This is a genomic window from Curtobacterium sp. GC_Cur_3 (genome assembly GCF_026544205.1).
Taxonomy (GTDB): Bacteria; Actinomycetota; Actinomycetes; order Actinomycetales; family Microbacteriaceae; genus Curtobacterium.
On the sequence record NZ_JALNUI010000014.1, the window covers coordinates 40,077 to 62,358 of the forward strand.

23 protein-coding genes, 1 tRNA gene and 1 pseudogene are annotated in these 22,282 nt (G+C 71.7%); 15 read left to right on the forward strand and 10 right to left on the reverse strand.

The features are described from left to right. Window positions 1–132 precede the first annotated feature (132 nt). Window positions 133–1,410, forward strand: coding sequence for a glycoside hydrolase family 125 protein (locus OXR63_RS09150; protein ID WP_267422155.1), 1,278 nt, complete (start codon window positions 133–135; stop codon window positions 1,408–1,410). Window positions 1,411–1,434: 24 nt separating this feature from the next. Here OXR63_RS09150 and pgm read toward each other — a convergent pair whose 3' ends face one another. From pgm to OXR63_RS09185, 7 genes are all read right to left on the reverse strand, one after another. Continuing rightward, window positions 1,435–3,054 (reverse strand): phosphoglucomutase (alpha-D-glucose-1,6-bisphosphate-dependent), encoded by a 1,620-nt coding sequence (gene pgm / locus OXR63_RS09155; protein WP_267422158.1) that lies wholly within the window; start codon window positions 3,052–3,054, stop codon window positions 1,435–1,437. A 47-nt stretch (window positions 3,055–3,101) separates the two neighbouring features. Beyond that, entirely contained in the window at window positions 3,102–3,347 is a 246-nt protein-coding gene (locus OXR63_RS09160) for a hypothetical protein (protein ID WP_267422160.1), read from the reverse strand. A 124-nt stretch (window positions 3,348–3,471) separates the two neighbouring features. After that, the gene (locus OXR63_RS09165) at window positions 3,472–4,140 is read right to left on the reverse strand and encodes a class I SAM-dependent methyltransferase (protein WP_267422162.1); all 669 of its coding nucleotides are present in this window, start codon (window positions 4,138–4,140) and stop codon (window positions 3,472–3,474) included. Continuing rightward, window positions 4,137–4,817, reverse strand: coding sequence for a TIGR04282 family arsenosugar biosynthesis glycosyltransferase (locus OXR63_RS09170; RefSeq protein WP_267422164.1), 681 nt, complete (start codon window positions 4,815–4,817; stop codon window positions 4,137–4,139). The genes OXR63_RS09165 and OXR63_RS09170 overlap by 4 nt, the downstream gene beginning before the upstream one ends. Further along, window positions 4,814–5,572, reverse strand: coding sequence for a glycosyltransferase family 2 protein (locus tag OXR63_RS09175; RefSeq protein ID WP_308202153.1), 759 nt, complete (start codon window positions 5,570–5,572; stop codon window positions 4,814–4,816). Before OXR63_RS09175 ends, OXR63_RS09170 begins: the two co-directional genes overlap by 4 nt. A 343-nt stretch (window positions 5,573–5,915) precedes the next feature. Next, window positions 5,916–6,998, reverse strand: coding sequence for an NAD-dependent epimerase/dehydratase family protein (locus OXR63_RS09180; RefSeq protein WP_267422166.1), 1,083 nt, complete (start codon window positions 6,996–6,998; stop codon window positions 5,916–5,918). Further along, window positions 6,995–7,840, reverse strand: a complete 846-nt coding sequence (locus tag OXR63_RS09185; RefSeq protein ID WP_267422169.1) for an MTAP family purine nucleoside phosphorylase — start codon at window positions 7,838–7,840, stop codon at window positions 6,995–6,997. Before OXR63_RS09185 ends, OXR63_RS09180 begins: the two co-directional genes overlap by 4 nt. Before the next feature lie 94 nt (window positions 7,841–7,934). Between OXR63_RS09185 and OXR63_RS09190 the strand changes: the two genes are divergently transcribed. The 8 genes from OXR63_RS09190 (at window position 7,935) to OXR63_RS09225 (ending at window position 14,557) form a co-directional block, all read left to right on the forward strand. Beyond that, window positions 7,935–9,191, forward strand: coding sequence for a molybdopterin molybdotransferase MoeA (locus OXR63_RS09190; protein WP_267422172.1), 1,257 nt, complete (start codon window positions 7,935–7,937; stop codon window positions 9,189–9,191). Then, entirely contained in the window at window positions 9,188–9,691 is a 504-nt protein-coding gene (moaC, locus tag OXR63_RS09195; RefSeq protein WP_267422174.1) for a cyclic pyranopterin monophosphate synthase MoaC, read from the forward strand. The genes OXR63_RS09190 and moaC overlap by 4 nt, the downstream gene beginning before the upstream one ends. Next, window positions 9,688–10,194, forward strand: a complete 507-nt coding sequence (locus tag OXR63_RS09200; RefSeq protein ID WP_267422177.1) for a MogA/MoaB family molybdenum cofactor biosynthesis protein — start codon at window positions 9,688–9,690, stop codon at window positions 10,192–10,194. The genes moaC and OXR63_RS09200 overlap by 4 nt, the downstream gene beginning before the upstream one ends. Continuing rightward, window positions 10,191–10,634 carry a molybdenum cofactor biosynthesis protein MoaE gene (locus tag OXR63_RS09205; RefSeq protein WP_267422180.1) on the forward strand — a complete coding sequence of 148 codons (444 nt, stop codon included), beginning with the start codon at window positions 10,191–10,193 and terminating at the stop codon, window positions 10,632–10,634. The genes OXR63_RS09200 and OXR63_RS09205 overlap by 4 nt, the downstream gene beginning before the upstream one ends. A gap of 20 nt (window positions 10,635–10,654) precedes the next feature. Then, entirely contained in the window at window positions 10,655–11,305 is a 651-nt protein-coding gene (locus tag OXR63_RS09210) for a hypothetical protein (protein WP_267422183.1), read from the forward strand. A gap of 86 nt (window positions 11,306–11,391) precedes the next feature. Next, window positions 11,392–11,790, forward strand: a complete 399-nt coding sequence (locus OXR63_RS09215) for a PLDc N-terminal domain-containing protein (RefSeq protein WP_267422184.1) — start codon at window positions 11,392–11,394, stop codon at window positions 11,788–11,790. 7 nt (window positions 11,791–11,797) lie between these two features. Next, on the forward strand, window positions 11,798–12,481 hold the full coding sequence (locus OXR63_RS09220; protein WP_267422185.1) for a hypothetical protein: 684 nt from the start codon (window positions 11,798–11,800) through the stop codon (window positions 12,479–12,481). A gap of 198 nt (window positions 12,482–12,679) precedes the next feature. Next, a complete protein-coding gene (locus OXR63_RS09225; RefSeq protein ID WP_267422187.1) occupies window positions 12,680–14,557 on the forward strand; it encodes an ABC-F family ATP-binding cassette domain-containing protein in 1,878 nt (625 codons plus the stop codon). A gap of 40 nt (window positions 14,558–14,597) precedes the next feature. On the opposite strand, the pseudogene OXR63_RS09230 reads toward OXR63_RS09225, so the two are convergent. The 3 genes and pseudogenes from OXR63_RS09230 to OXR63_RS09240 form a co-directional block, all read right to left on the reverse strand. Then, window positions 14,598–15,891: pseudogene (locus OXR63_RS09230) on the reverse strand (D-alanyl-D-alanine carboxypeptidase/D-alanyl-D-alanine-endopeptidase). An 87-nt stretch (window positions 15,892–15,978) separates the two neighbouring features. Next, window positions 15,979–16,473, reverse strand: a complete 495-nt coding sequence (locus OXR63_RS09235; protein WP_267422190.1) for a MarR family winged helix-turn-helix transcriptional regulator — start codon at window positions 16,471–16,473, stop codon at window positions 15,979–15,981. 32 nt (window positions 16,474–16,505) lie between these two features. Continuing rightward, window positions 16,506–17,126: a hypothetical protein gene (locus tag OXR63_RS09240; RefSeq protein ID WP_267422193.1), complete on the reverse strand. Its 621-nt coding sequence runs from the start codon at window positions 17,124–17,126 to the stop codon at window positions 16,506–16,508. Window positions 17,127–17,646: 520 nt separating this feature from the next. Between OXR63_RS09240 and OXR63_RS09245 the strand changes: the two genes are divergently transcribed. The 6 genes from OXR63_RS09245 (at window position 17,647) to OXR63_RS09270 (ending at window position 22,277) form a co-directional block, all read left to right on the forward strand. Next, a tRNA-Gln gene (locus OXR63_RS09245) sits at window positions 17,647–17,718 on the forward strand. A gap of 297 nt (window positions 17,719–18,015) precedes the next feature. Continuing rightward, on the forward strand, window positions 18,016–18,519 hold the full coding sequence (locus OXR63_RS09250; RefSeq protein ID WP_267422196.1) for a MarR family winged helix-turn-helix transcriptional regulator: 504 nt from the start codon (window positions 18,016–18,018) through the stop codon (window positions 18,517–18,519). After that, window positions 18,516–19,292 (forward strand): SDR family NAD(P)-dependent oxidoreductase, encoded by a 777-nt coding sequence (locus OXR63_RS09255; protein WP_267422199.1) that lies wholly within the window; start codon window positions 18,516–18,518, stop codon window positions 19,290–19,292. Before OXR63_RS09250 ends, OXR63_RS09255 begins: the two co-directional genes overlap by 4 nt. 17 nt (window positions 19,293–19,309) lie before the next feature. Further along, a complete protein-coding gene (locus OXR63_RS09260; protein WP_267422201.1) occupies window positions 19,310–20,587 on the forward strand; it encodes an FAD-binding oxidoreductase in 1,278 nt (425 codons plus the stop codon). A 99-nt stretch (window positions 20,588–20,686) separates the two neighbouring features. After that, on the forward strand, window positions 20,687–21,556 hold the full coding sequence (locus OXR63_RS09265) for an SMP-30/gluconolactonase/LRE family protein (protein WP_267422202.1): 870 nt from the start codon (window positions 20,687–20,689) through the stop codon (window positions 21,554–21,556). 79 nt (window positions 21,557–21,635) lie between these two features. Further along, on the forward strand, window positions 21,636–22,277 hold the full coding sequence (locus OXR63_RS09270; RefSeq protein WP_267422203.1) for a hypothetical protein: 642 nt from the start codon (window positions 21,636–21,638) through the stop codon (window positions 22,275–22,277). Window positions 22,278–22,282 lie beyond the last annotated feature (5 nt).

Below are 22,282 nucleotides of genomic sequence, written 5' to 3' on the forward strand. Positions count from 1 at the left end.
CAGTCAGTTGTCCATGAGCGGCTTCCTGAGTGGATCGGCAGGGATCCACACGGGAACGGCACAGCGGACTGCGCCGGCGCGAGCCCGCCTGATCGCCCGAGGCTACGCCTGCGGTGTCGGTACGGTGGTCGGGTGACGACGACGCTCCTCGACGACGAGATCCTGTCCACGCTCCGCACCGCCGCCGACCGCGTCCGCACGGCGATCGGCACCGACGTCGGCGACCGTGTGGAGCGCGCGCTCACCCGGACGCTCCGCGAGACCATCTCGCTCGACGACGAGGGCGCCTTCGTCATCACGGGCGACATCCCCGCGATGTGGCTGCGCGACTCCACGACGCAGATGACGCCGTACCTGCGGCTGGTCGGGCAGAGCCCGGCGCTCGCCGACCTGCTGTGGTCCGTCGTGCGGCGGCAGTTCCGGCTGGTCGACCACGACCCGTACGCCAACTCCTTCAACCGGGAGCCGAACGGGATGCACTGGGACCAGGACGACCTGAACGCCGACCCGCTCGTGTGGGAGCAGAAGTACGAGGTCGACAGCCTGGCCTACCCGGTGACCTTCGCCCACGCGCTGTGGCGGAGCACCGGGACGACCGAGGTCCTCGACGAGCGCGCCCACCGGGTGTTCCGCACGATCGTGGCGCAGTGGCGGGCGGAGCAGGACCACGCCGCGTCCGCCTACCGGTTCGTCCGAGCGGGCGCGATCCCCACCGAGACGCTCGCCCGCGAGGGCCGAGGCACCCCGGTCGGTCCGACGGGCATGACGTGGTGCGGCTTCCGACCGTCGGACGACGCCTGCACGTACGGCTACAACGTCCCGGCCAACCTGTTCGCGGCCCAGGCGCTGCTGGCCGTCGCCGAACTGGCGCGGGCGGTCTGGTCCGACGGCGCTCTGGCAGACGCGGCAGACGTGCTCCGGACGGAGATCACGGCGGGGGTCGCACGGCACGGCGTCGTCCCCGGGCCCGACGGCACGGACGTCTACGCGTACGAGGTCGACGGCCTCGGCGGGGTGCTGCTGATGGACGACGCGAACACGCCGTCGCTGCTGTCGTTGCCCCTGTCCGCGCCGTCGGTGATCGACAACACGGTGTGGGCGGCGACCCGGTCGTTCGTGCTCACTGCGGCGAACCCGTTCTGGTTCTCGGGCTCCGTGGCCGCCGGGGTGGGCAGTCCGCACACGCTGCCGGATCGGGTGTGGCCGATCGCGCTCGCCGTGGAGGGCCTGGTGTCGGGGTCGGCCTCGCGGCGCCGCGAGCTCCTCGACGTGCTCGTCGCGACGGACGCCGGCACCGGGGACATGCACGAGTCGTTCGACGTCGACGACCCGACGCAGTTCTCGCGGCCGTGGTTCTCGTGGGCGGACGCGATGTTCTGCGAGCTGGCGATGGTGGCGGCGGAGGACTGACCCTCCGCCGCCGACCGGGGACTGCTAGGCGCCGAGGGCGGCGTCCACGATCTCCTTGGCCTCGCGCTGGACCTGCTCGAGGTGCTCCTGGGACACGAAGCTCTCGGCGTAGATCTTGTAGACGTCCTCGGTGCCGGACGGGCGGGCGGCGAACCACGCCTTGTCCGTGACGACCTTGACGCCGCCGACGGCCGCGTCGTTGCCGGGGGCCTTCGACAGCTTCGCGGTGATCGGGTCGCCGGCCAGGGTCTCAGCGGTGATCGCGTCGCCGTCGAGCTTCGACAGGCGTGCCTTCTGCTCCTTCGAGGCCGCGGCGTCGACGCGCTGGTAGACGGGGGCGCCGAAGCGCTCGGTGAGCTCGGTGTAGAGCTGCGACGGGGTCTTGCCGGTGACCGCGACGATCTCCGACGCCAGGAGCGCCAGGATGATGCCGTCCTTGTCGGTGGTCCACGCGGTGCCGTCGGTGCGGAGGAACGAGGCGCCGGCGGACTCTTCGCCACCGAAGGCCACGGAGCCGTCGATCAGGCCGGGCACGAACCACTTGAAGCCGACCGGGACCTCCCACAGACGGCGGCCCAGGGACTCGGCGACGCGGTCGATGATGCTCGAGGACACGAGGGTCTTACCGATGGCGGCGTCGTCGCGCCACTGGGGGCGGTGCGCGTAGAGGTACTCGATCGCCACGGCGAGGTAGTGGTTCGGGTTCATCAGGCCACCGTCGGGCGTGACGATGCCGTGGCGGTCGGAGTCGGCGTCGTTGCCGGTGAGCACGTCGAACTCGTCCTTGTGGGCGAGCACGGACGCCATCGCCGAGGGGCTCGACGGGTCCATCCGGATCTTGCCGTCCCAGTCGAGCGTCATGAAGGACCAGGTCGGGTCGACGTCTGGGTTCACCACGGTGAGGTCGAGGCCGTAGTGGTCGCGGATCGCGTTCCAGTACGGCAGCGAGGCGCCACCGAGCGGGTCGGCGCCGATCTTCACGCCGGCGCGCTTGATGGCCTCGATGTCGATGATGTTCTCGAGGTCGGCGACGTAGGTGTGCAGGAAGTGGTAGCGGTCGGGCGTCGCGTGCTCGCTCCGCTGCACCTCGGCGTTGCCGCCCTCGATGATCGCGTTGGCGCGGTTCGCGATCCACGAGGTGGCGTCGCTGTCCGCCGGGCCGCCGTGCGGGGGGTTGTACTTGAAGCCGCCGTCGCGGGGCGGGTTGTGGCTCGGCGTGATCACGATGCCGTCGGCCGTGTCGGTGTTCCCCGCGCGGTTGTACCGGATGATCGCGTGGCTCAGCGCGGGGGTCGGGACGTAGCCGTTGTCGCTGTCGGCGAGCACGTGCACGTCGTTCGCGGCGAGGACCTCGAGTGCCGTGCGCTCGGCGGGCCCGGAGAGCGCGTGGGTGTCACGGCCGATGAAGAGCGGGCCGTCGGTGCCCTGGGAGCGCCGGTACTCCACGATCGCCTGGGTGATGGCGGCGATGTGGGTGTCGTTGAACGCGGTGTCGAGCGAGGACCCGCGGTGCCCGGACGTGCCGAACACCACCTTCTGCTCGGGCACGGACACGTCCGGCACACGGTTGTAGTAAGCGGAGACGAGTTCGTCGAGGTCGACGAGGTCGTCTGCGGTCGCGGGGGTGCCGGCGCGGTCGTTCATGGCCCCATCCTGGCATCGTCCGCGTGGACACGCTCAGGGACGCCGGCTCAGGCGGTGCGGAACGACCCGGTCGCGGTGCGGAACGAGCCGGTGACGGTGCGGTTCGCGGCCGTGGTGGTGCCCGGGCGGACGGACTGCACGTCGACGAAGCGTCCGAGGCGGCCGGTGACCGGGACGCCCGTGTAGGTGCCGACGGTGTCGATCGAGCGTGAGCCCGCGAAGGTGCCCCGCTCGTCACGCTGCTCGGTGCTGGACACGTACGAGCCGCCGAGCGGGGAGGTGTGCTGCGTCATGGGGTCTCCTCGGGTGGTGCGACGCGCGAGGAGCCATCAGTGCGACGACTCCGACGTCGTCGACTGGAACCACCACCGTACCGCGTTGTCTTGCACTGTGCAAAACAACGCGCTGGGCGGAGGGTCAGGCCACGAGCTCGCAGAAGCTCCGGCCAGCGGCGGTCCAGCTCGACCGCGCGGTCAGCCCGACGTCGGCCGCGTGCCGACGCAGGGCGTCGAGGCCGACCTCGGCCCACGGGAACTCGGCGCTGGCGTGGCCGTCGGTGTCGACGACGCGTGCCTGGTAAGTCCGGTCGGCGGTGCGGTCGGTGTGCGTCTCGACGACCACGCGGCCGCCGACACGGACGATGTCCCGACAGCGGGCGAGCAGCGCGGCGGGGTCCCCGCCGATGCCGATGTTGCCGTCGAGGACGAGCGCGGTGTCCCAGCGGCCCTCGTCCGGCACGGTGTCGAACACCGAGCCCTGCACGGCACGTCCGCCGGAGCGGGTCGCGATCGCCACGGCGTCGGCGGAGACGTCCACGCCGAGCGACGGGATCCCGAGCGCCTTCGCGGCGACGAGCATCCGTCCCGGGCCGCAGCCGATGTCGATCACGGGGCCGTCGACGTCCTCGAGCAGGGAGCGGTCGACCTGGTCTGCCGCGGCGTTCCAGCGGCCGACGTCCATGGTCACGTCGGCGTCCGGACGACCGAGGTCGGTGAGTCGGAGGCGGCCGTCGGTGCGGAGCGCACGGGCGTAGGGCTCATCGCCGCCGGTGCCGAACGTGACTGCGGTCTGGGTGATGTCGCTCATCGGAGGGCTCCAGTCGTGACGGAGGCGTCCACCGGTTCGGCGTGCAGGGCCGTGGCGAACGCGGACGTGGGAGCGAGGTCGGCGACGCGCTGGGCGTCCGGGACCGTGTCCACGTCGAGCAGGGTGGTGAGGGTGCCGACGTCGAGACCGGCGTCGGTGAGGCGTGCGAGCTGGACGGCACCGGTGTCGTCCTGAGACATCGGCACGCCACGGAGGAGCGCGCCGTCGGGCTGTCCGAGGGACAGGGACCAGAAGCCGCCGTCCTCCGCCGGGCCGAACCAGGCGTCGCGCTCGGGGGCGTCGAGCACCGGGGCGAGGTCGGCAGCGGAGAGCTGCGGGGTGTCCATGCCGACGAGGAGGGTCGGGCCGGTCATCGTGTCGAAGAGGAAGCCGAGGCGCTCGTCGAGCCCACCGCCGGGCTGGGGGAGCACGTCGAAGCCCGCGGCCGCGTCGGGGACCACGGTGCCGTCGAAGAACAGCACACGCCGCTCGACGGGCAGGGCGGCGACCGTCCTGAGCGTGTCGTCGAGGCTGGCGGCGGCGACCCGGGCGGCGGCCTCGGGGGAGAGCGCCGGGGTCAGGCGGGTCTTCACCTTGCCGGGCAGGCACTCCTTCGCGATGACGACGACGGTCAGCGGGACGGGTGTCGTGGTGGCGGGGGAGTCGGCGGCGGTCACGAGCGGACCTCGGCAGCCGGCGTGCGGTCGGTGGTGGGGGCCGTGGAGCCGGCCGGCTGCCGGAGGCGGGCAGGCGTGACGGTGGCGGTCCGGGCCTCCTGGCGGTACTTGCGGAGCAGGCGCGTCATGTCCTTCACCGCGTTGATCGTGCCGCGGAGCGTGCCGGTGACCTTGCTGTCCCCGACGCGCTGGGCGTACCCGATGTCGGACTCGTCGACGAGCCAGCCAGCGGCGTGTGCGGCCAGGACCATCTCGAGCGGGTAGCCGCTGCGGCGGTCCTGCAGGTCGAGTGCGACGAGGTCCTCGCGGCGCATGACGCGCATCGGGCCGAGGTCGCGGAGGCGGTAGCCGGTCGCCCGGCGCATCAGGACAGCGAGGACGCGGTTGGCGAAGCGTGCGTGGGGGGCCCAGGCGCCGCGGGTGGTCGGGACGCGGCGGCCGAGTGCCAGGTCGACGCGGCCGGAGGCGACGCGGTCGACGAGTGGCGGGAGCTCGGCGGGGTCCATCGAGGCGTCGGCGTCGCAGAAGGCGACGAAGTCGGCGGTGGCGGCAGCGACGCCGGCGGCACAGGCCGAGCCGAAGCCGCGGCGGGACTCGGTGACGACGGTCGCCCCTAGCGCACGGGCGATGTCAGCGGAACCATCGGTCGACCCGTTGTCGACGACGATCGCACGATATCCGTCGGGCAGGCGGCCGATGACCGACGGCAGGGCGTCGGCCTCGTCGAGACAGGGGAGGATGACGTCGACCTTCATGTCCACCATTCGGTGCGCGGAGCTGTTTCGGTTGGTCGACGTTGCCATGCACACCAGGCAACCGGAGAGTGGCTGCGAATGCCCGGTCTACCCCACCCCGTCTCCGGGGGACGCGCAAAGCGGCGGGGTGGTTCGCGCGTGGTCCGCGAGTGGTCGCCGAGTGGTCGCGACGCCCCGCTCAGGTCCGCCGAGCGGTCACGAACCGTCGCTCGTGCGTCCGCTGACCGACCGTTCGTGGCCGATCGGCGAGCAGCACACGGGGTGTCGTGACCGGTCGGCGCGGCGGACCGGTCGGCGCGGCGGACCGGTCGGCGCGGCGGCCGCCGGCCCGACCCGGGCCGCGTCAGCCCACCGCCGCCCGGAGCGGAGCGTCCGCGAACTCCTGCATCCCCCGCTCGAAGTCCACCTGCGCCCGCCACCCGAGCTCGTTCGCGATCCGCGCCGACGACGCCGTGACGTGTCGGACGTCGCCGAGCCGGTACTCCCCGGTCACGACGGGTTCGAACCCCGCGGTCCCGGCGATCGCCGCGGCCATGTCGCCGATGGTGTGCACCGTGCCCGACCCGACGTTGTACGCCCGGAAGGAGTCGGCAGGCATGGTCTCGGTCGCGCCGATGGAGGCCAGGTTCGCCCCGGCGACGTCGTCCACGTGCACGAAGTCGCGACGCTGGGCGCCGTCCTCGAAGACGCGGGGTGCCTCGCCCCGGGCGATCGCGCTGCGGAAGAGCGAGGCGACGCCCGCGTAGGGCGTGTTCGCGGGCATGCCCGGTCCGTAGACGTTGTGGTAGCGGAGCGCGATCGCCCGGCCGCCGGTCGCCCGCGCCCACGACGAGGCCAGGTGCTCCTGCGCGACCTTCGTCTGCGCGTAGACGTTCCGCGGGTCGAGCGCGGCGGACTCGTCGATGAGCCCGGGGACGAGCGGCTGCCCATCCGGACCGATCGGGTCGAAGCGCCCGGCGTCGAGGTCCTCGCGGCGGCGGGCCGGCGGTCGCATCGGTGAACCGGTCGAGGTGGCGTAGGCACCCTCGCCGTAGACGACCATCGAGCTCGCGACGACCAGTCGGCCGATGTGGAGCCGGTCCATCCCTGCTAGGACACAGGCGGTGCCGGCGTCGTTGCTCGAGACGTAGTCGGGCGCGTCCTGGAAGTCGACGCCCAGCCCCACCTTCGCGGCCTGGTGGCAGACGACCTCGATGCCGTCGAGGGCCGCGTCGAGCGCCACCCGGTCGCGCACGTCGCCCTGGATGAACTCGACGCCGCGCGCCTGGTGCTCGGCCGCGACCGCAGCGACACCACCGTCGACGCCGCCGTGCACGTCGGTGCGGAGGGAGTCGAGCACGCGCACCTCGTGCCCGTCGGCGACCGCACGCCGGACGATGGCGGAGCCGATGAAGCCCGCACCGCCCGTCACGAGCAGGCGGCTCACGCGCTGACCGCCATGATGGTCGCGCTCGCCGCTGCGGGGACGAGCTCGCGCGGTGCGTAGTCGTCGGGGACCGCGGCGACGATCGACCCGATGGCGCGCACGATGACCTCGTTCGCACGGGCGAGCCGCTCCATCACCATCGCGTGCGAGACCGGTGCCTCCGTGGCGGCTGCGGCCTCGTCCTCCGTCGGCGCCAGGCCCGCGTCGGCGTCGGTGACGAACGACAGGTTGACGGTCCCGATGCCGAGCTCCGCGGCGAGCGGCACCTCGGGCGTCATCGTCATGTTGATCGTGTGACCGCCGGCCTCGCGCAGCCAGACCGACTCCGCGCGGGTCGAGAAGCGCGGGCCCTGGATGACCACGCACGTGCCGGTCGGGCGGAACGGGACGTCGAGCCCCGCGACCGCGTCGACCGCGGCACGGCGGAGCACCGGGTCGAAGGGGTCGGCGAAGGAGAGGTGCTGCACGGCGTCCTCGAAGAATGTGTCCGAGCGACCCCACGTGCGGTCGATGAGCTGGTCCGTCACGACGAACGTGCCCGGCGCGTAGTCGGGGTGCAGACCACCGACGGCGCTCGACGACACGATCGCGCGGACGCCGAGGGAGCGGAGCGCCCAGATGTTCGCGCGGTGGTTGATGCGGTGCGGCGCGACCGAGTGCTCCCGCCCGTGCCGGGTCAGGAAGGCGACGCGCTTCCCCGCCATCGTGCCGACCGTGATCGGGGACGAGGTCGCCCCGAACGGCGTCGGGACGTCGATCTCGTCGGCGGTGCCCGGTGCGAAGAGCTCGTAGAGGCCAGAGCCTCCGATCACACCGATGTTCGCGGTCAGGTCGTTCTCCACAGGTCCTCCGGATCGTCAGGGGTGCGCCGAGCGCGCTGGTTACGCTACTGACAGGCGGCCCGCATGGGCTGCATCGAGTCCTTCGGAGGCAGCCGTGCGAACGATCGGTCAGCACCAGCGTGAGCTGGAAGCCCTCGTCGCACCCGCGCTGCGCACGTTGGCGGACGTGGTCGGGGACGACAGCCTGGAGGCCCTGCTCGTCGACGACCTCGCTGCCGACACCGGCGCCGGACACGGGTACCGCGTGCTCGGACGGGCCGTCGGCTCGCCGATGCCGCTCCCGCCGTTCGACAACAGCCAGATGGACGGCTTCGCGGTCCGGTCCGCGGATGCCGGCTCGACGCTGCGCGTCGTGGAGCCGATCCCGGCAGGCGTCCTCCCGGCGCCGCTGGACCCTGGCACCGCGGCACCGATCATGACCGGCGCGCGCATCCCCGACGGTGCGGACGCCGTGTTCCCGGTCGAGGCCACCGGGCCGGGGGCGTTCCCCGCCGCACTGTCCCTGACCACGGTGGAGGTACCGGCCCATCTTGCTCCGGGGACCTTCGTACGCACGACCGGGTCCGACCTGGCGCTCGGGGCACCGGTCGTCGCCGCAGGGGCAGCGTTGACACCCGCCGTGCTCGGAGCGCTCGCCGCTGCCGGCGTCGCGCGGATCGAGCTGGTCCGACGGCCGCGGGTGCTCGTCGTGTCGACCGGCTCCGAGTTGTCCGGACTCTCAGATGCTGCTGACGCCGGTTCCGCGATCAACGACGCCAACGGCATCGCGCTGCGTGCGGCGCTCGCCGAGGTCGGGGTCGAGTCCCGGATCGCGCGGGTGCCCGACGACGAACCCCGCTTCCTCGCCGCACTCGACGCCGCCGTGGGGGAGTGGGCCGACCTCGTGGTCACGACCGGCGGGATCAGTGCCGGGGCGTACGAGGTCGTGCGTCAGGCACTCGAGCCCCGCGGGCTCGCGGTCACCCCCGTCGCGATGCAGCCGGGTGGTCCGCAGGCATCGGGCACCGTGTCGATCGCGGGGCGTCCCGTGCCGGTCGTGTCCTTCCCGGGCAACCCGGTGTCGGCGCTCGTCTCCTTCGAGGTCTTCCTCCGCCCGCTGCTCGCCCGCGCCGCCCGGATGCCCGAGTCGCGCACGACGCAGGTGCTGCCGGCGGCATCGGCCTCCGTGTCACCCGAGGGCAAGCACCAGGTCCGTCGCGGCCGCGTCCAGGACGGCCACGTGCACTTCGTCGGCGGTCCGTCCTCGCACCTCCTCGCTCACTACGCCGACGCCACCCACCTGGTGCACGTGCCCGTCGGCACCGCAGCCGTCGAACCCGGCGACCCCCTGACCGTCTGGAGCCTCCGATGACCGACGACACCACCGCCTCCAGGACGGCGTCCGACGACCTGTCCCACGTCCGTGCGGACGGCAGCGCGCACATGGTCGACGTCTCCGAGAAGGACGTCACCGACCGCTCGGCGACGGCCACCGCGACGCTCGTCACCCGTCCGGACGTCGTCGAGCGCATCCTCGACGGCTCGTTGCCCAAGGGCGAGGTGATCGGCACGGCTCGCATCGCGGCGATCATGGCGGTGAAGAAGACCTCCGACCTCATCCCGCTGTGCCATCCGCTGCCCATCGCCGGCGTCCAGGTCGACATCACCGGCGCCGGTGACCGCGTGGTCGTCGAGGTCTCCGTCCGCACCACGTCGCGGACCGGCGTCGAGATGGAGGCCCTCACGGGCGCGAGCGTCGGCGCCCTCACGGTGTACGACATGGTCAAGGCGGTCGACCGCACCGCCACGATCACGGACGTCCGCGTGCTCGAGAAGCACGGCGGCCGGTCCGGGGACTGGAGCGCACGATGAACCTGCTCAGCAGAGGCCGAGCCGCGGTCGTCGTCGTGTCCACCCAGGCGGCGGCCGACCCCGCCCTCGACCGCACCGGTCCCGTCATCGCGGCGTGGCTCCGCGACCACGACTTCGCGGTCCCCGAGCCGGTGATCGTCGCCGACGGCGGACCCGTCGCCGAGACCGTCACGAGCGAGCTCCTCGCCGAGGCCCGCGTGGTCATCACCACGGGTGGCACCGGTGTCACGCCCACCGACCGCACCCCCGAGGCCGTCGCGCCCCTGCTCGACCTGCAGCTCCCCGGGATCGTCGAGGAGATCCGTCGTCGGGGTCTCGCCGGCGCCGGGCCCACCGCACTGCTCAGCCGCGGGGTGGCCGGCATCGCTGGCGGCGCGTTCGTCATCACGCTGCCGGGGTCTCGCGGTGGGGTGTCGGACGGGCTCGACGTGCTCGACGGACTCCTCGACCACCTGCTCGCCCAGCTGCACGGCGAGGGTCACGCGCCCCGGAGTACGTCATGACCGCGGGCGATGGTGCTGCCGACCGGGTGGTCGTCGCTGACGTCGTCGATCGAGTGATCTCCGTGGACGAGGTCGCCGCGGTCGTCGCCACGGACAAGGACGGCGCCGTCGTGACCTTCGCGGGCGTGGTGCGCGACCACGACGGCGGCAAGGGCGTCACCGCGCTCGACTACGAACAGCACCCGAGCGCTGGCAGCGTCATCGCCGAGGTCGCCCGGACGATCGCCGCCGACCACCCCGGGGTGCGTGTCGCGGTCCTGCACCGGGTGGGGGCGCTCGTCGTCGGGGACGTCGCACTCGCCGCCGCCGTGTCGTCGTCACACCGGGCGGATGCCTTCACCGCCTGCGCCGCGCTCATCGACCTGGTGAAGGAGCGCACCCCGATCTGGAAGCACCAGCGGTTCGCCGACGGCTCGGACGAGTGGGTCGCGTCGCTGTGACCGCCGAACACGAAGCGACCGTGGAACGCGGAGCGACCTCGGAACACGGGGTTCCCGGCGGACAGACGAACACCGACGCCGTCGACGCCGCGAGCGTGCGCTGGGCTGCAGCGGCGAGCCTCGCGGACCAGGTCCTGGCGCTCCCGCTCGGCCGGGATGGACTCCGAGGAGCGGGCGCCGTGGTCCTGGCCACGACGGCCGTGCTCGGGCTGGTCGGGGTGATGCTCGCTCTGCCGGTTCCCTCTGTCGCTCGGATGCTGACCGCCGTCGTCTTCCTGGTCCTCGCCTTGGTGATCGTCGCCGTTCGGCTCTTCCATGTCCTGGCCCTTCGACGGAGCAACCGTGCTGCCCCCGTCGATGCCGACGTCGTCATGGCGCCGCTCACACCACGCGAGCGGCAGGCCGTCCACCGAGCCGTCAACGGCCGCGCCGATGCGCCTGACGACCGCGCGACGGTGGTCGACGCGGTCGCGATCCTGCGAGCCGAGGGACGAGACGTCCGGTTCCAGGCCGGGGCCACCATGGCGTTCGCGAGCAGCACGGTCGGCATGGGCGGCATCTGGCCGATCTGGGCCGGGGTGACGGTCCTGTGGTTCGTGCTGCTGCTGGTGGCATGGCGGGATCTCCGGCTCGCCGAGCGCTACCTCTGCCGCCGGGGCCTGCGTTCCTGAGAAGACCGCAGGGCTCGCCGCGGGGAACCGCACCCCGCGAAGGGGAGCGTGGCGCCGTTCACCGCTGATCCATAGGATTCGACGTCATGAGCGTGCTGTTGTCCGGGGTCACCATCGTCCTGTTGGTGTTCGCACTGATCGACATCCTCACGAAGACGGACGACCAGATCCGCGGGCTGCCGAAGATCGCGTGGGTGATCCTCGTGATCCTGGTGCCCGTCGTCGGCAGCGTCGTGTGGTTCGCGATTGGGCACGACTGGGCTCCCGGTCCCCGCAACCACGGCCGGTACATCGAGCCGAACCGCCACGAGGACCGGCACCCCACCCTCGGCCACGCTCGGGCAGCGCACGGCGACCGCCGCGTGACCACGACGGAGCAGGAACTCGCCGAACTCGACCGCGAGATCGAGTTCTGGGAGGCCAAGGCCCGGCTCAAGCGCGCGAAGGAAGCCGCGGGCGAGGGCGACACCGCCTCGTCGCTCTGACCTGCTCATGACCCCCGAGAGCACCTACGCCACCGACGTCGTCACCGACGAGCAGTGGGACGCGATCGACCGCCGCCTCGACGGCAACCTCGTCGATGACGACCGAATTCGTCAGTCCAAGCGCCGCCGAAACCGTGTCGCGGGCGCCATCGGTCTCGCGGTCCTCGCCCTGTTCGCCGGATTGACGGTGGCGATCATCGTCGCTCCGAACGACCACGACCGGTCCTCGGCCTCGTCGCAGTCCGACCTCCAGAGCGCCGTCGGGATCACCGCGTTCGGCATCGCGATCGTGGTCTGGGCCATCGGCATCGTCCTGGTGGTCCGAGGTGGCGGCATCCCGTGGGCCTGGAAGGAACCGACCGAAGGCCTGTCACGCTCAGAGCGTCGTGGAATCGAGCGAGGTCTCCTCGGGCGTGTGTCGGTGGATCCGACCCGGACGCGGACACTCCGGCGGCTCGCGATGACCCGGCTGCACCAGGCCGTCTGGGCAGTGTGGCTCGTCGGCGGTCAGCTGCCGCTGGCGATCGGTCAGGCAACGACACACTGGGGAACCTGGCTCGCGGCCGTGTTCCTCGTCCTCGCTGCTGTGTGGGCGGTGGCACTGGTCGGGATGGCCGTGCAACGCCGACGCTGGCGCGCCTTCCTCGCAGCGCACCCGTCTGACGGGGGCGAGCCGGCGTCGGGGAGCTGAGCCGAGCCTCCCGGCTGCCCGTCGGGACCACGTGCGGGTCGCACGGTGCGCGCTGCTCGAGCCGGTGCGAGGTTGGTCGCGCCGTGCGGCGGCATGACCTCGCACGGTGTGGGCAACCTCGCACCAGCCGGAGCCGGAGCCGGAGCCGGAGCAGGACCCCGCGCCGACCCCGCCTCCCGCACCACCTACCCTTGACGGGTGGCACATCTCCTCGGCGCCGAGAACCTGCATCTCGAGTTCCCCACCCGTACCGTCTTCGACAGCGTCACCATCGGCATCGACGAGGGTGACCGCATCGGCGTGGTCGGCCGGAACGGCGACGGCAAGTCGACGCTCCTGAGCCTGCTGTCGAAGCGCCTCGACCCGGACACCGGCCGTGTGACGCACCGTCGCGGGGTGACCGTGGGGTCGCTCGACCAGCGCGACGAGCTGCCCTCGGGCGAGACCGTCGGCAGCGTGGTCGTCGGCGACCGCGCGGAGCACGAGTGGGCGGGCGACCCGAAGATCCGCGACGTCATCGGCGGACTCGTGTCGGACATCCCGTGGGACGTCACCGTCGACGACCTGTCGGGCGGACAGCGTCGACGGGTGGCGCTCGCGCGGCTGCTGGTCGGCGACTGGGACGTGCTGTTCCTCGACGAACCGACCAACCACTTGGACGTCGAGGGCATCCAGTGGCTCGCCGAGCACATCAACCGGCGCTGGCCGGCGAACCAGGGCGGCCTCGTCGTCGTGACGCACGACCGGTGGTTCCTCGACGCGGTGTCGACCGACACGTGGGAGGTCCACGACGGCATCGTCGAGCCCTTCGAGGGCGGCTACGCGGCATACATCCTGCAGCGCGTCGAGCGTGACCGGCAGGCGGCCTCGAGCGAGCAGCGTCGGCAGAACCTGGCGCGCAAGGAGCTCGCGTGGCTCCGCCGCGGTGCGCCGGCCCGCACGAGCAAGCCGAAGTTCCGCATCGACGCGGCGAACGCCCTGATCGACGACGTCCCGCCGATCCGCGACGGCGTCGCGTTGGCGAAGACCGCGACGGCGCGCCTCGGCAAGGACGTCGTGGACCTGCTCGACGTCGGGCTGACCTTCCCGGGCGCCGACGAACCGACCATCCGCAGCATCGAGTGGCGGATCGCGCCGGGTGAGCGCACCGGGATCCTCGGGCCGAACGGCGCGGGGAAGTCGACGCTCCTCGCGCTCATCGCGGGGCGCCTCCAGCCGACCGCAGGCCGGGTGAAGACGGGCAAGACCGTGCAGGTCGCGGTGCTCGACCAGCAGCTCGCGGACCTGGCGCAGTTCGCGAACGACCGCGTCCGCGAGGTCGTCGCCCGCAAGAAGACCAGCTACGTCGCCGACGGCAAGGAGATGACCCCGTCGCAGCTCCTGGAGCGACTGGGCTTCACGGCCGAGCAGCTCTCCACCCCGGTCAAGGACCTGTCCGGTGGGCAGAAGCGCCGTCTGCAGCTCATGCTCATCCTGCTCGACGAGCCGAACCTGCTCATCCTCGACGAGCCGACGAACGACCTCGACACGGACATGCTCGCCGCGATGGAGGACCTCCTCGACACCTGGCCCGGCACCCTGCTCGTCGTCTCGCACGACCGGTACCTGCTGGAGCGCGTCACCGACCAGCAGTACGCCGTCCTCGGCGGGCACCTCCGGCACCTGCCGGGCGGCGTCGACGAGTACATGCGTCTTCGGGCCGCCGGCACGGGTGGCGGGACCGCGTCTGCGGCTGCCGCCGCCACGGCCGGGAGGCCCGACACGGCCGGGTCGGGGTCCGGCACCACCGCCTCGGGGTCGGGTGCAGGGCACGGGGCCGGGTCCGGTGGGTCCGCTGCTGCGTCCGGGCTGTCGGGGTCGGAGCGACGGACCGTGGAGAAGGAGATGTCGGCGCTCGACCGCAGGATCGCCCGGTTGGGGGTTGACCGGCAGACCATGCTCGACCTCTTCGCGGGGCACGACCAGTCCGACTACGCCGGGCTGGGGGAGCTGCAGGCGAAGCTCGCTGCGCTCGAGGCCGAGGTCGAGCAGCTCGAGGAACGCTGGCTCGAGATCGCGGAGCAGCTCGGGGTGTAGCGGGTCCTGTTCGCGCGTCTTCGGGCGGTCGTGCGCGTGCTCAGTGGAGGGTCGGGGCGTCGCCGCCGCAGCGCCACAGGGAGGCGGCCAGCCGGTCGATCTCCTGGCGGGCCTCGGCGTCGCCCGTGCCCTCGGCGAAGACCGTGAAGACGATGCGGTCACCGCCGACCTCGTCCGTGACCCCGGTCAGCCCGAACATGTCGTCGAGCGTGCCGGTCTTGCCTCGGACGTGCCCGCGCGCGTCACTCGCGGGACCGGTGAAGCGCCCCTGCTCCGCCAGCGTCCCGGTCTTCCCCGCGACCGCGAGACCGGCGTCGACCGGGGCGAGGCCGTCCCGGTGCTGCACGACGACCCGCATCAGCTGCGTCAGGAACGACGCCGGCGTGCCGGAGCGCAGCGGTCGTGCCGGCCTGGATCGCGTCGAACGAGCGACCGGTGCCCTCGGCGACGGCGACGTGGCGGGCCAGGACCTCAGCGAGCGTGTCGTCCGAGTGGGTGAGCAGCGTCCCGACGAGCTCCGACACGGTGGCCGAGCGCACGGACCCGAGCGTCCTCGCGGCCTTCGGTACGGCGACGGAGGCGGTCTCGACCTGAACGTCCGGGCCGAGCAGGGCCGCGAACGACGTCGTCGCCCGTGACACCGCGGTGTCGCTCCGGAGTGAGTACGCCTCGGTCGGGTCGTCCCGGTCGCCGTCGACCATGAGCGCCGTGATGTTCGAGACGCTGCCGCTCGTCCGGGCGCTCTCCGTCCAGCTCGGGTGCCACGCGGGGCCGTCGAACAGGGCGGTGTCGACCTGCACGAGCCGGATCGGCCCCGGGTGTGCCGCGCGGACCTGCCGTGCGAGGTCGTCGAGGTGCGGGGCGCCCGGGTAGACACCGTCCTTGCCGGAGGGGAGTCGGCTGAGGGTCGGGTCCCCGCCACCGACCAGGACGACGGCGTCGGAGGATGCCCCGCTGACCACTCGGGTGGTGAAGCGGTGGTCCGCGCCGAGGGCCGTCAGCGCTGCCGAGGCCGTGACGACCTTCATCGTGCTGCCGGTCTGCGTCGGTTCGTCCCCGCGCACGGCGAGCACCGTCGCACCGGTCCGGACCGATCGGGCGTCGAGGTGCAGCTGGCCGGAGGACCACCTGTCGGCGAGGTCGTCCGCGGTGCAGCGCTGTTCAGCCGCTGATGCCCGGCTGGGTGCTGTGCTGATCGCGGTCACCGCCACGGTCAGGCCCCCGAGGACGAGCACGAGCACCGCGACGAGGGCGACGACGTACGGGTAACGGCGGAGGAACGAGCGGGGGTTGGTCACTCGTCCATCGTCCGGTCGGGCGGACTCGCCCGGCATCGTCCGGCCGGCTGAAACGAGCAGTGCTCGTTCGGCCGATCGGTTGAAGTGCGGTGGCGCAGGGCGTCGGGTGTGTGGGGGGTCTCGTCAGTCGCCCAGGCCGAGGATCAGCCGACGAAGCAGCCCCGCGAGCTGGTCCTGTTCGCCGCCGGACACCACGGTCAGGATGTCCCGCTCGGCCTGCAGCAGGTCCGCGATCGCCGAGTCCACGGCCGTCCGACCAGCGTCGGTCAGGGACACGAGGATGCCGCGGCCGTCCTTCGGGTCGGTCCGGCGTGCCACGAGCCCGCGTGCCGTGAGCCGGTCCACCCGGTTCGTCATCGTGCCGCTCGACACCATCGTCTGCTGCAGCAGGGTCTTCGGACTGAGCTCGAACGCATCACCCGCGCGCCGGAGGGCCGACAGCACGTCGAACTCCCACGGCTCCATGCCGCTCGCGTCGAACGCCGCCCGTCGTGCCCGGTCGAGGTGTCGGGCGAGCCGGTCCACGCGGGAGAGCACCTGTAGCGGCGCGAAGTCGAGGTCGTCCCGCTGCCGCCCCCAGGCAGCGACGATCCGATCGACTTCGTCCTGGTCCGGCATCCGTCCATCATGGCCCATGCCGCCCGGGTCGCTCAGGAATGAACGAGATCGGTCCTGATTCTGGTGCAGCCCTCTTGGAGGATCAAGCGACCTTCTGAGACGGTGAGTGAGCGAAACTCCCCGTGAGCAATCACATCGAGTGGTCTCACGTGCGGAAGGGGTACTCCTACAATATGGGAGATGAGCGCGTCGACGACTTCCGTTGCTGGTGCCGAGAGGAGGCGAATTCCCATCGCGCGTTTCGCCGACGCTGTTCGGCTCAAACAGAGACCTGTCGTGCGAACGTCAATACTGTCGCCTAGATCGAGAGCGAGCTGAAGTGCGTCGATAGATTCAAGGAGATCTGTGCGGGCGGTCGCAATCTGAAGTCGCGCTCCATGCAGCAGGCGGCCGAAAGCGCTCACGCTGAACAAGACCAGCGTGACGGTGACGCTGACAGTCGATACGCCGAGCGGTGAAACAGCGGCAACGACGCCTATGGCATAGGCGACCATCGCCGCGAGCGCCGCATATCCTGGTATGAGAGCCCGGTGGGCCCGAGTCACGATGCCGGTCCCGACGAGGGTGGTTCGAGCAGCAAACCCCTGGATCAGGAACAGCGCTGCGATGTACGCGAACGCAATCCCGAAGGCAATGACGGACCCCTCCTTCATTGTATCCGTATGCAGCCATCGAGCCAACGGACGAATGCCCAGTGCTGCAATGAACGTGGCACCTACTCCAGCACATAACACACCGAACAAAGACGTAGAAAAGACCAAGATGCGACTGATTGAGTCGAGGCACCGGGACACCCGGCGGTACATCGATTTCGAAGTGCACTGACCTATTGCCCAGACGCTGAGGATGGTTGGGCTTCCAGCGAGCAATGACCTTTGAAGTAGGCCGGAGACCGGAGCACTGAGTGCCCCTACCAGAATGGCGAGGATCAGCGCCGCGGATACACCAAGAAGAACGAGTGCCGTTGCAACAATCGAGACTCGGACACCCTCATGTGCCCAGGGTGTCCGCAACGTGAAAGCGGCGCTCGTAACCATCTCTTCGAACAGGGGTGGGGCCGCTCTCACCCGGTTAGCGCGACACCTCCAACTGATACTCCACATGTGGTAAACATACGCGTTGCCCCTGACGTCGACAAGACGTGGGAAGATATTGCCGCGCCTCCGTGCGCGTTCCGCCTTGGTGTAATGGCAGCACGACGGCCTTTGGTGCCGTTAGGTCTGGGTTCGAATCCTGGAGGCGGAGCTTCCGGCCGATCGGCCTGTTGACGGGATCGGGTCGGTGTCTCCGGCCGGACCTGCCTCCACGCAGGGCGCGAACCTCCTGCGACGCCGCAAGGTGCTGTTGCGGAGTCGATCACGCCGAGTGGCTGCGCACGGCGCTGCGCGCCCGTCCGGGCGCCTGCCCTGACCGGGACACCCTCGCCGCGGTGCGCCGCCGCGGGACGGACGGGAGGCGCGGGGCGGGCCCGCACCGTGCCTCCCGTCCGTGGATTTCTCGGCAACCCGGAATACCTGACGCGTCAGGTAGTTGAACTGCGTCGTGCAGCAACGACTCAGTGATCAGCAACTCGACACCTGGCAACGACTCCAGGTGGTGACCGAACGGCTCCGGCGTCGGGTCGGTGCGGACCTCCGGTCCGACGCCGACCTGTCCGAACCGGAGTTCACGGTCCTGGCGCACCTCGTCGACATGGGCGGTACCGCTCGTCCCACGGCGTGCGCCGCAGCGATCGGCTGGGACTCCAGCCGCCTCGCGCACCAGTTGCGGCGGCTCGAGCGCCGGGCGCTGGTGGAGCGGCAACCAGACCCGGACGGGGACGCACGCGGTTCGTCCATCGCGATCACCGCCACGGGGCGGGCGGCGCACCGGGCGGCAGTCGGTTCGCACCTGCGCGCAGCAGCCACCTGGTTCGGCGATGCGCTCGACGACACCGAGCTCACCGGACTCGACGCAGCGCTGCGCGCACTCGACCACCACATCCGTCGCCTCGACGGTGATGACCCGGGCGACCCTCGCCCGGAGGGACAGGAGCAGGAACGATGACCAGCACGACGGACACCTGGACGACCGGCACGGCAGACCTGACCGGAAGGACCGTCGTGGTCCTCGGCGGTTCCGGGGGAGTGGGTGAGGGAGTGGTCCGGTCCGTGCTCGCGGCCGGTGCAACGGTGGTCGCGACTGGACGGGACGACGCCAGACTCGCGGCGCTCGTGGAGCGGCTGGTGGACGAGGGACTCCCCGGGACGCTGCACACCCGCGTCCTCGACGCGATGAGCCCGGGGCTCGATGACGACGTCCGGTCGCTGGCGGGCGAGTTCGGTGCCCTCGACGGGGTCGTCGTCTCCGTCGCGTCCTGGGGTGACCAGGGGCGGAAGCCCGCGCTCGCCCTCGACGACGACGAGTGGCAGCGTCTGCTCGACGGCAACCTGACGAGCGTGTTCCGGTTGTTCCGGGCGTTCCTGCCGGTGACCGCGCCGGGTGGTGTGCTCGTGCAGCTCAACGGGATGAGTGCGGACATCCCGTTCCCCGGCAGCGCGGGTGTGGCGCTCAGTGCGGCCGCGACGAAGTCGCTCACCCTCACGCTCGCCGCGGAGCTCGGTGGTCGGGGCCCGCGCGTCGTGCAGCTCGTGCTCGGCGTGGTCCGCACCCGCGCACGCCAGCAGGCCGGCATCGACGACCTCCGCTGGATCGACGCCACGCAGATCGGCGACCACGTCGCTGGACTCGTCGCCGGCACGAGCCAGCTCGCGAACACACCCCTGCAGTACTTCACCGACCGAGCCGAGGGTCCGATCGCCGGACCCGGGCTCCGCTGAACCGAGGAACCGGGACCATGGAGATCACCCGACCCGCAGACCGCGGGTACGCAGCCCTGCGACACGTCTACTCACGCACTGGTCAGCCCGGCTCGGTGCTCCTGCCGCGGTCGACCGACGAGGTCGTAGAGGCCATCGGGATCGTCCGGTCCTCGGGGCGTCCCTTCTCGGTCCGGAGCGGCGGCCACGGGATCAGCAGCATCGCGACGAACGACGGCGGTGACGTCATCGACCTCCGGTGGATGGCGTCCGTCGAGCACCGCGGCGGCACGCACGTCCGGATCGGACCCGGGGCACGGTGGAGTGCCGTGGCGCACGAGCTCTCGCCGCTCGGACTCGCCATCAGCTCCGGTGACTCCGGCGACGTCGGCGTCGGCGGACTCGCCACCACCGGGGGCGTCGGGCTCATGGGTCGCGCGCACGGTCTGACCATCGACCGTCTCCGCTCGGCGGAGATCGTCACCGCGGACGGCCGCGTCCACCGCGTCTCCGAGACGGAGGACCCGGACCTGTTCTGGGCGGTCCGCGGCGCCGGTGCCAACTTCGGCGTCGTCACGTCCTTCGACTTCGAGGCCGCCGAGACGTCCGACGTCGTCCAGGCGACCGTCGCGTACCAGCCCACCGACCTCGCGGCGTTCCTCGTCGCGTGGGGACGGACCGTCGAGGAGGCCGCGAGCGAGGTCTCGGCGTTCCTCTACATCGGCGCGGGGCCGAGGCCGTTCGCCCAGGCGACCGTGGTGTACGCCGGCGACGACCTGGGTGTGGCGGTCCCGGAGCTGGAGCGGTTCGTCCGGCTGCCCGGCACCGCAGGCCAGCGGTCGATGGTCGTGCCGTACTCCGCGGTCCCGCTCACCAGCGGCGCTCCGCACACCGGGCAGCAGCGCGCGGCGGCCCACACCGGCCTGGCCGTCCACCTCGACGGGGACCTGTCCGCACGGATCGCCGTGCTGCTCCTGGCGGGCGGTGCGGAGATGGTCCAGATCCGGTCCGTCGGCGGAGCGATCAACGACGTCGACCCGGATGCCACCGCCTACGCGCACCGCCACCAGAACTTCTCGGTCACGGCAGTGTCGGTGGACGGTGGCCCGGCGTTCCACCGGGCGTGGGAGCCGGTGCACGAGCGCATGGACGGCATGTACCTCAGCTTCGAGAGCGACCACCGGGCGGAGGCCGTCGCCGAGGCGTTCCCACCGCGGACACTCGCGCGGCTCCGCACGCTGAAGGCGCGGTTCGACCCGGACGACGTGTTCGACCAGAACTTCGACGTGACGGAGACGGCGCGCTCCGACCGCTGAGCGTCCACCGAGCCTCTGTCCGGCGGCGGTCGCTGCCCGCTGCCGCGTCAGCGTCGTCCGCCGTACGTCCGCCCGGCCTCGCCTGGCAGGCTGATCACCGTGCACATCACCCTGGACTCCACCACCGCGACCGACGTCGTCACCGGCATCCGCTTCCCCGAGGGCAACCGCTGGCACGACGGCCGGCTCTGGTACTCGGACATGCACACGGGCGAGGTCTTCTCGCTCGACCCGACAACCGACGAAGGACCACACCTCGAGACGACGGTCGACGGCCAGTCGTCGGGCCTCGGCTGGCTGCAGGACGGCCGCCTGATCGTCAGCGCGATGGAGGCCCGCACGATCGTGGCCGTGCAGGCCGACGGATCGCAGAGCGTGTTCGCCGACCTGTCCCCGATGGAGTCGTCCCTGATCAACGACCTGGTCGTCGACGCCGCCACCGGTCGCACCTACGTCGGAGCCTTCGGCTACGACCTGTACGGCGGCGAGGAACTCCGCCCCGGCCCGCTCTACGTCGTCGAACCCGACGGCTCGGCCCGCCTGGCCGCCGACGGTCTGGTCTTCCCGAACAGCGCCAGCGTCCTGCCGGGCACCCGCACCCTGGTCGTCAGCGAGACCTGGGGCGGCCGCCTGACTGCGTTCGACATCGAGGCCGACGGCTCCCTCACCGGACGCCGCGAGTGGGCGGCACTGCCGCAGGGCGTCACGCCGGACGGCAGCACGGTCGACGCCGAGGGCGCCGTCTGGGTGTGCTCCGTCGACACCGGCGAGTTCCTCCGGGTGGTCGAGGGCGGCGAGGTCACCGACCGCATCGACGCACCGGGACGCTGCGCGATCGACTGCGCCCTCGGTGGCCCCGACGGGCGCACCCTCTACCTGGCCACCGCCGACAGCTACGACCCGGCGACCACCGCGCAGACGCGCGCCGGGCGCATCAGTGCGGTCCGGGTGACCGTTCCTGGTCCCTGACCGATCGACGGTCTGGAGGCTCGTGGCGGCGCCGTCACGAGCCTCCCGTCCGGCTCCTCTGGGCCCTAGGATCGCGACCATGAGCGATGAGACGCGTCCACCCCGAGCCCTGGCCACCGGGGTCGCGTCGGGGCTGTTCCTGATGGCCGTCTTCTCCCTCTGGTGGGCGAGCGACACCTTCACCGGGTGGCCGGCGCCGGTCGCGACGGTGGTCATGGTGGTCAGCGCGGCCGCGGCGGTCGTGTTCCTCGTGCAGGCGGTCCGGCTCCTCGTCGCCGGTCGTCGCATGGCCACGGTGCTCAGCACGTCGGACCAGGCGCGGAAGCCGAACGGTGCGCTGTTCGGGGTGGTCTTCGGCGCGGAGGGGCTGCTCATCGGCATCGCGGTCGGGGTCCTCGGGGCGAACGGCCTCGACCGGTTCATCGTGCCGACCATCGCGGTCATCGTCGGGCTGCACTTCTACCCGATGGCGCGGGTCTTCCGGCGGTCGATCGACACCTGGATCGCGACGTGGACCACCCTCGTGGGGCTCGCCGGCGTGGTCGCGGTGCTCGCCGACGGTACGGCGTGGCCGCTCGCGTGGTCGTGGGTCGGTGCTGGTGCCGCAGCGGCGACGCTTTCCTACGGCGTCTACATGACCGGGTTCGGGCAGCGGCTGCTGGCCAGGTCCGCGGGTGCCGCGTCGGCGGTCGCCCCGCCGCGGCCGACCGTGCAGGGCTGATCCGG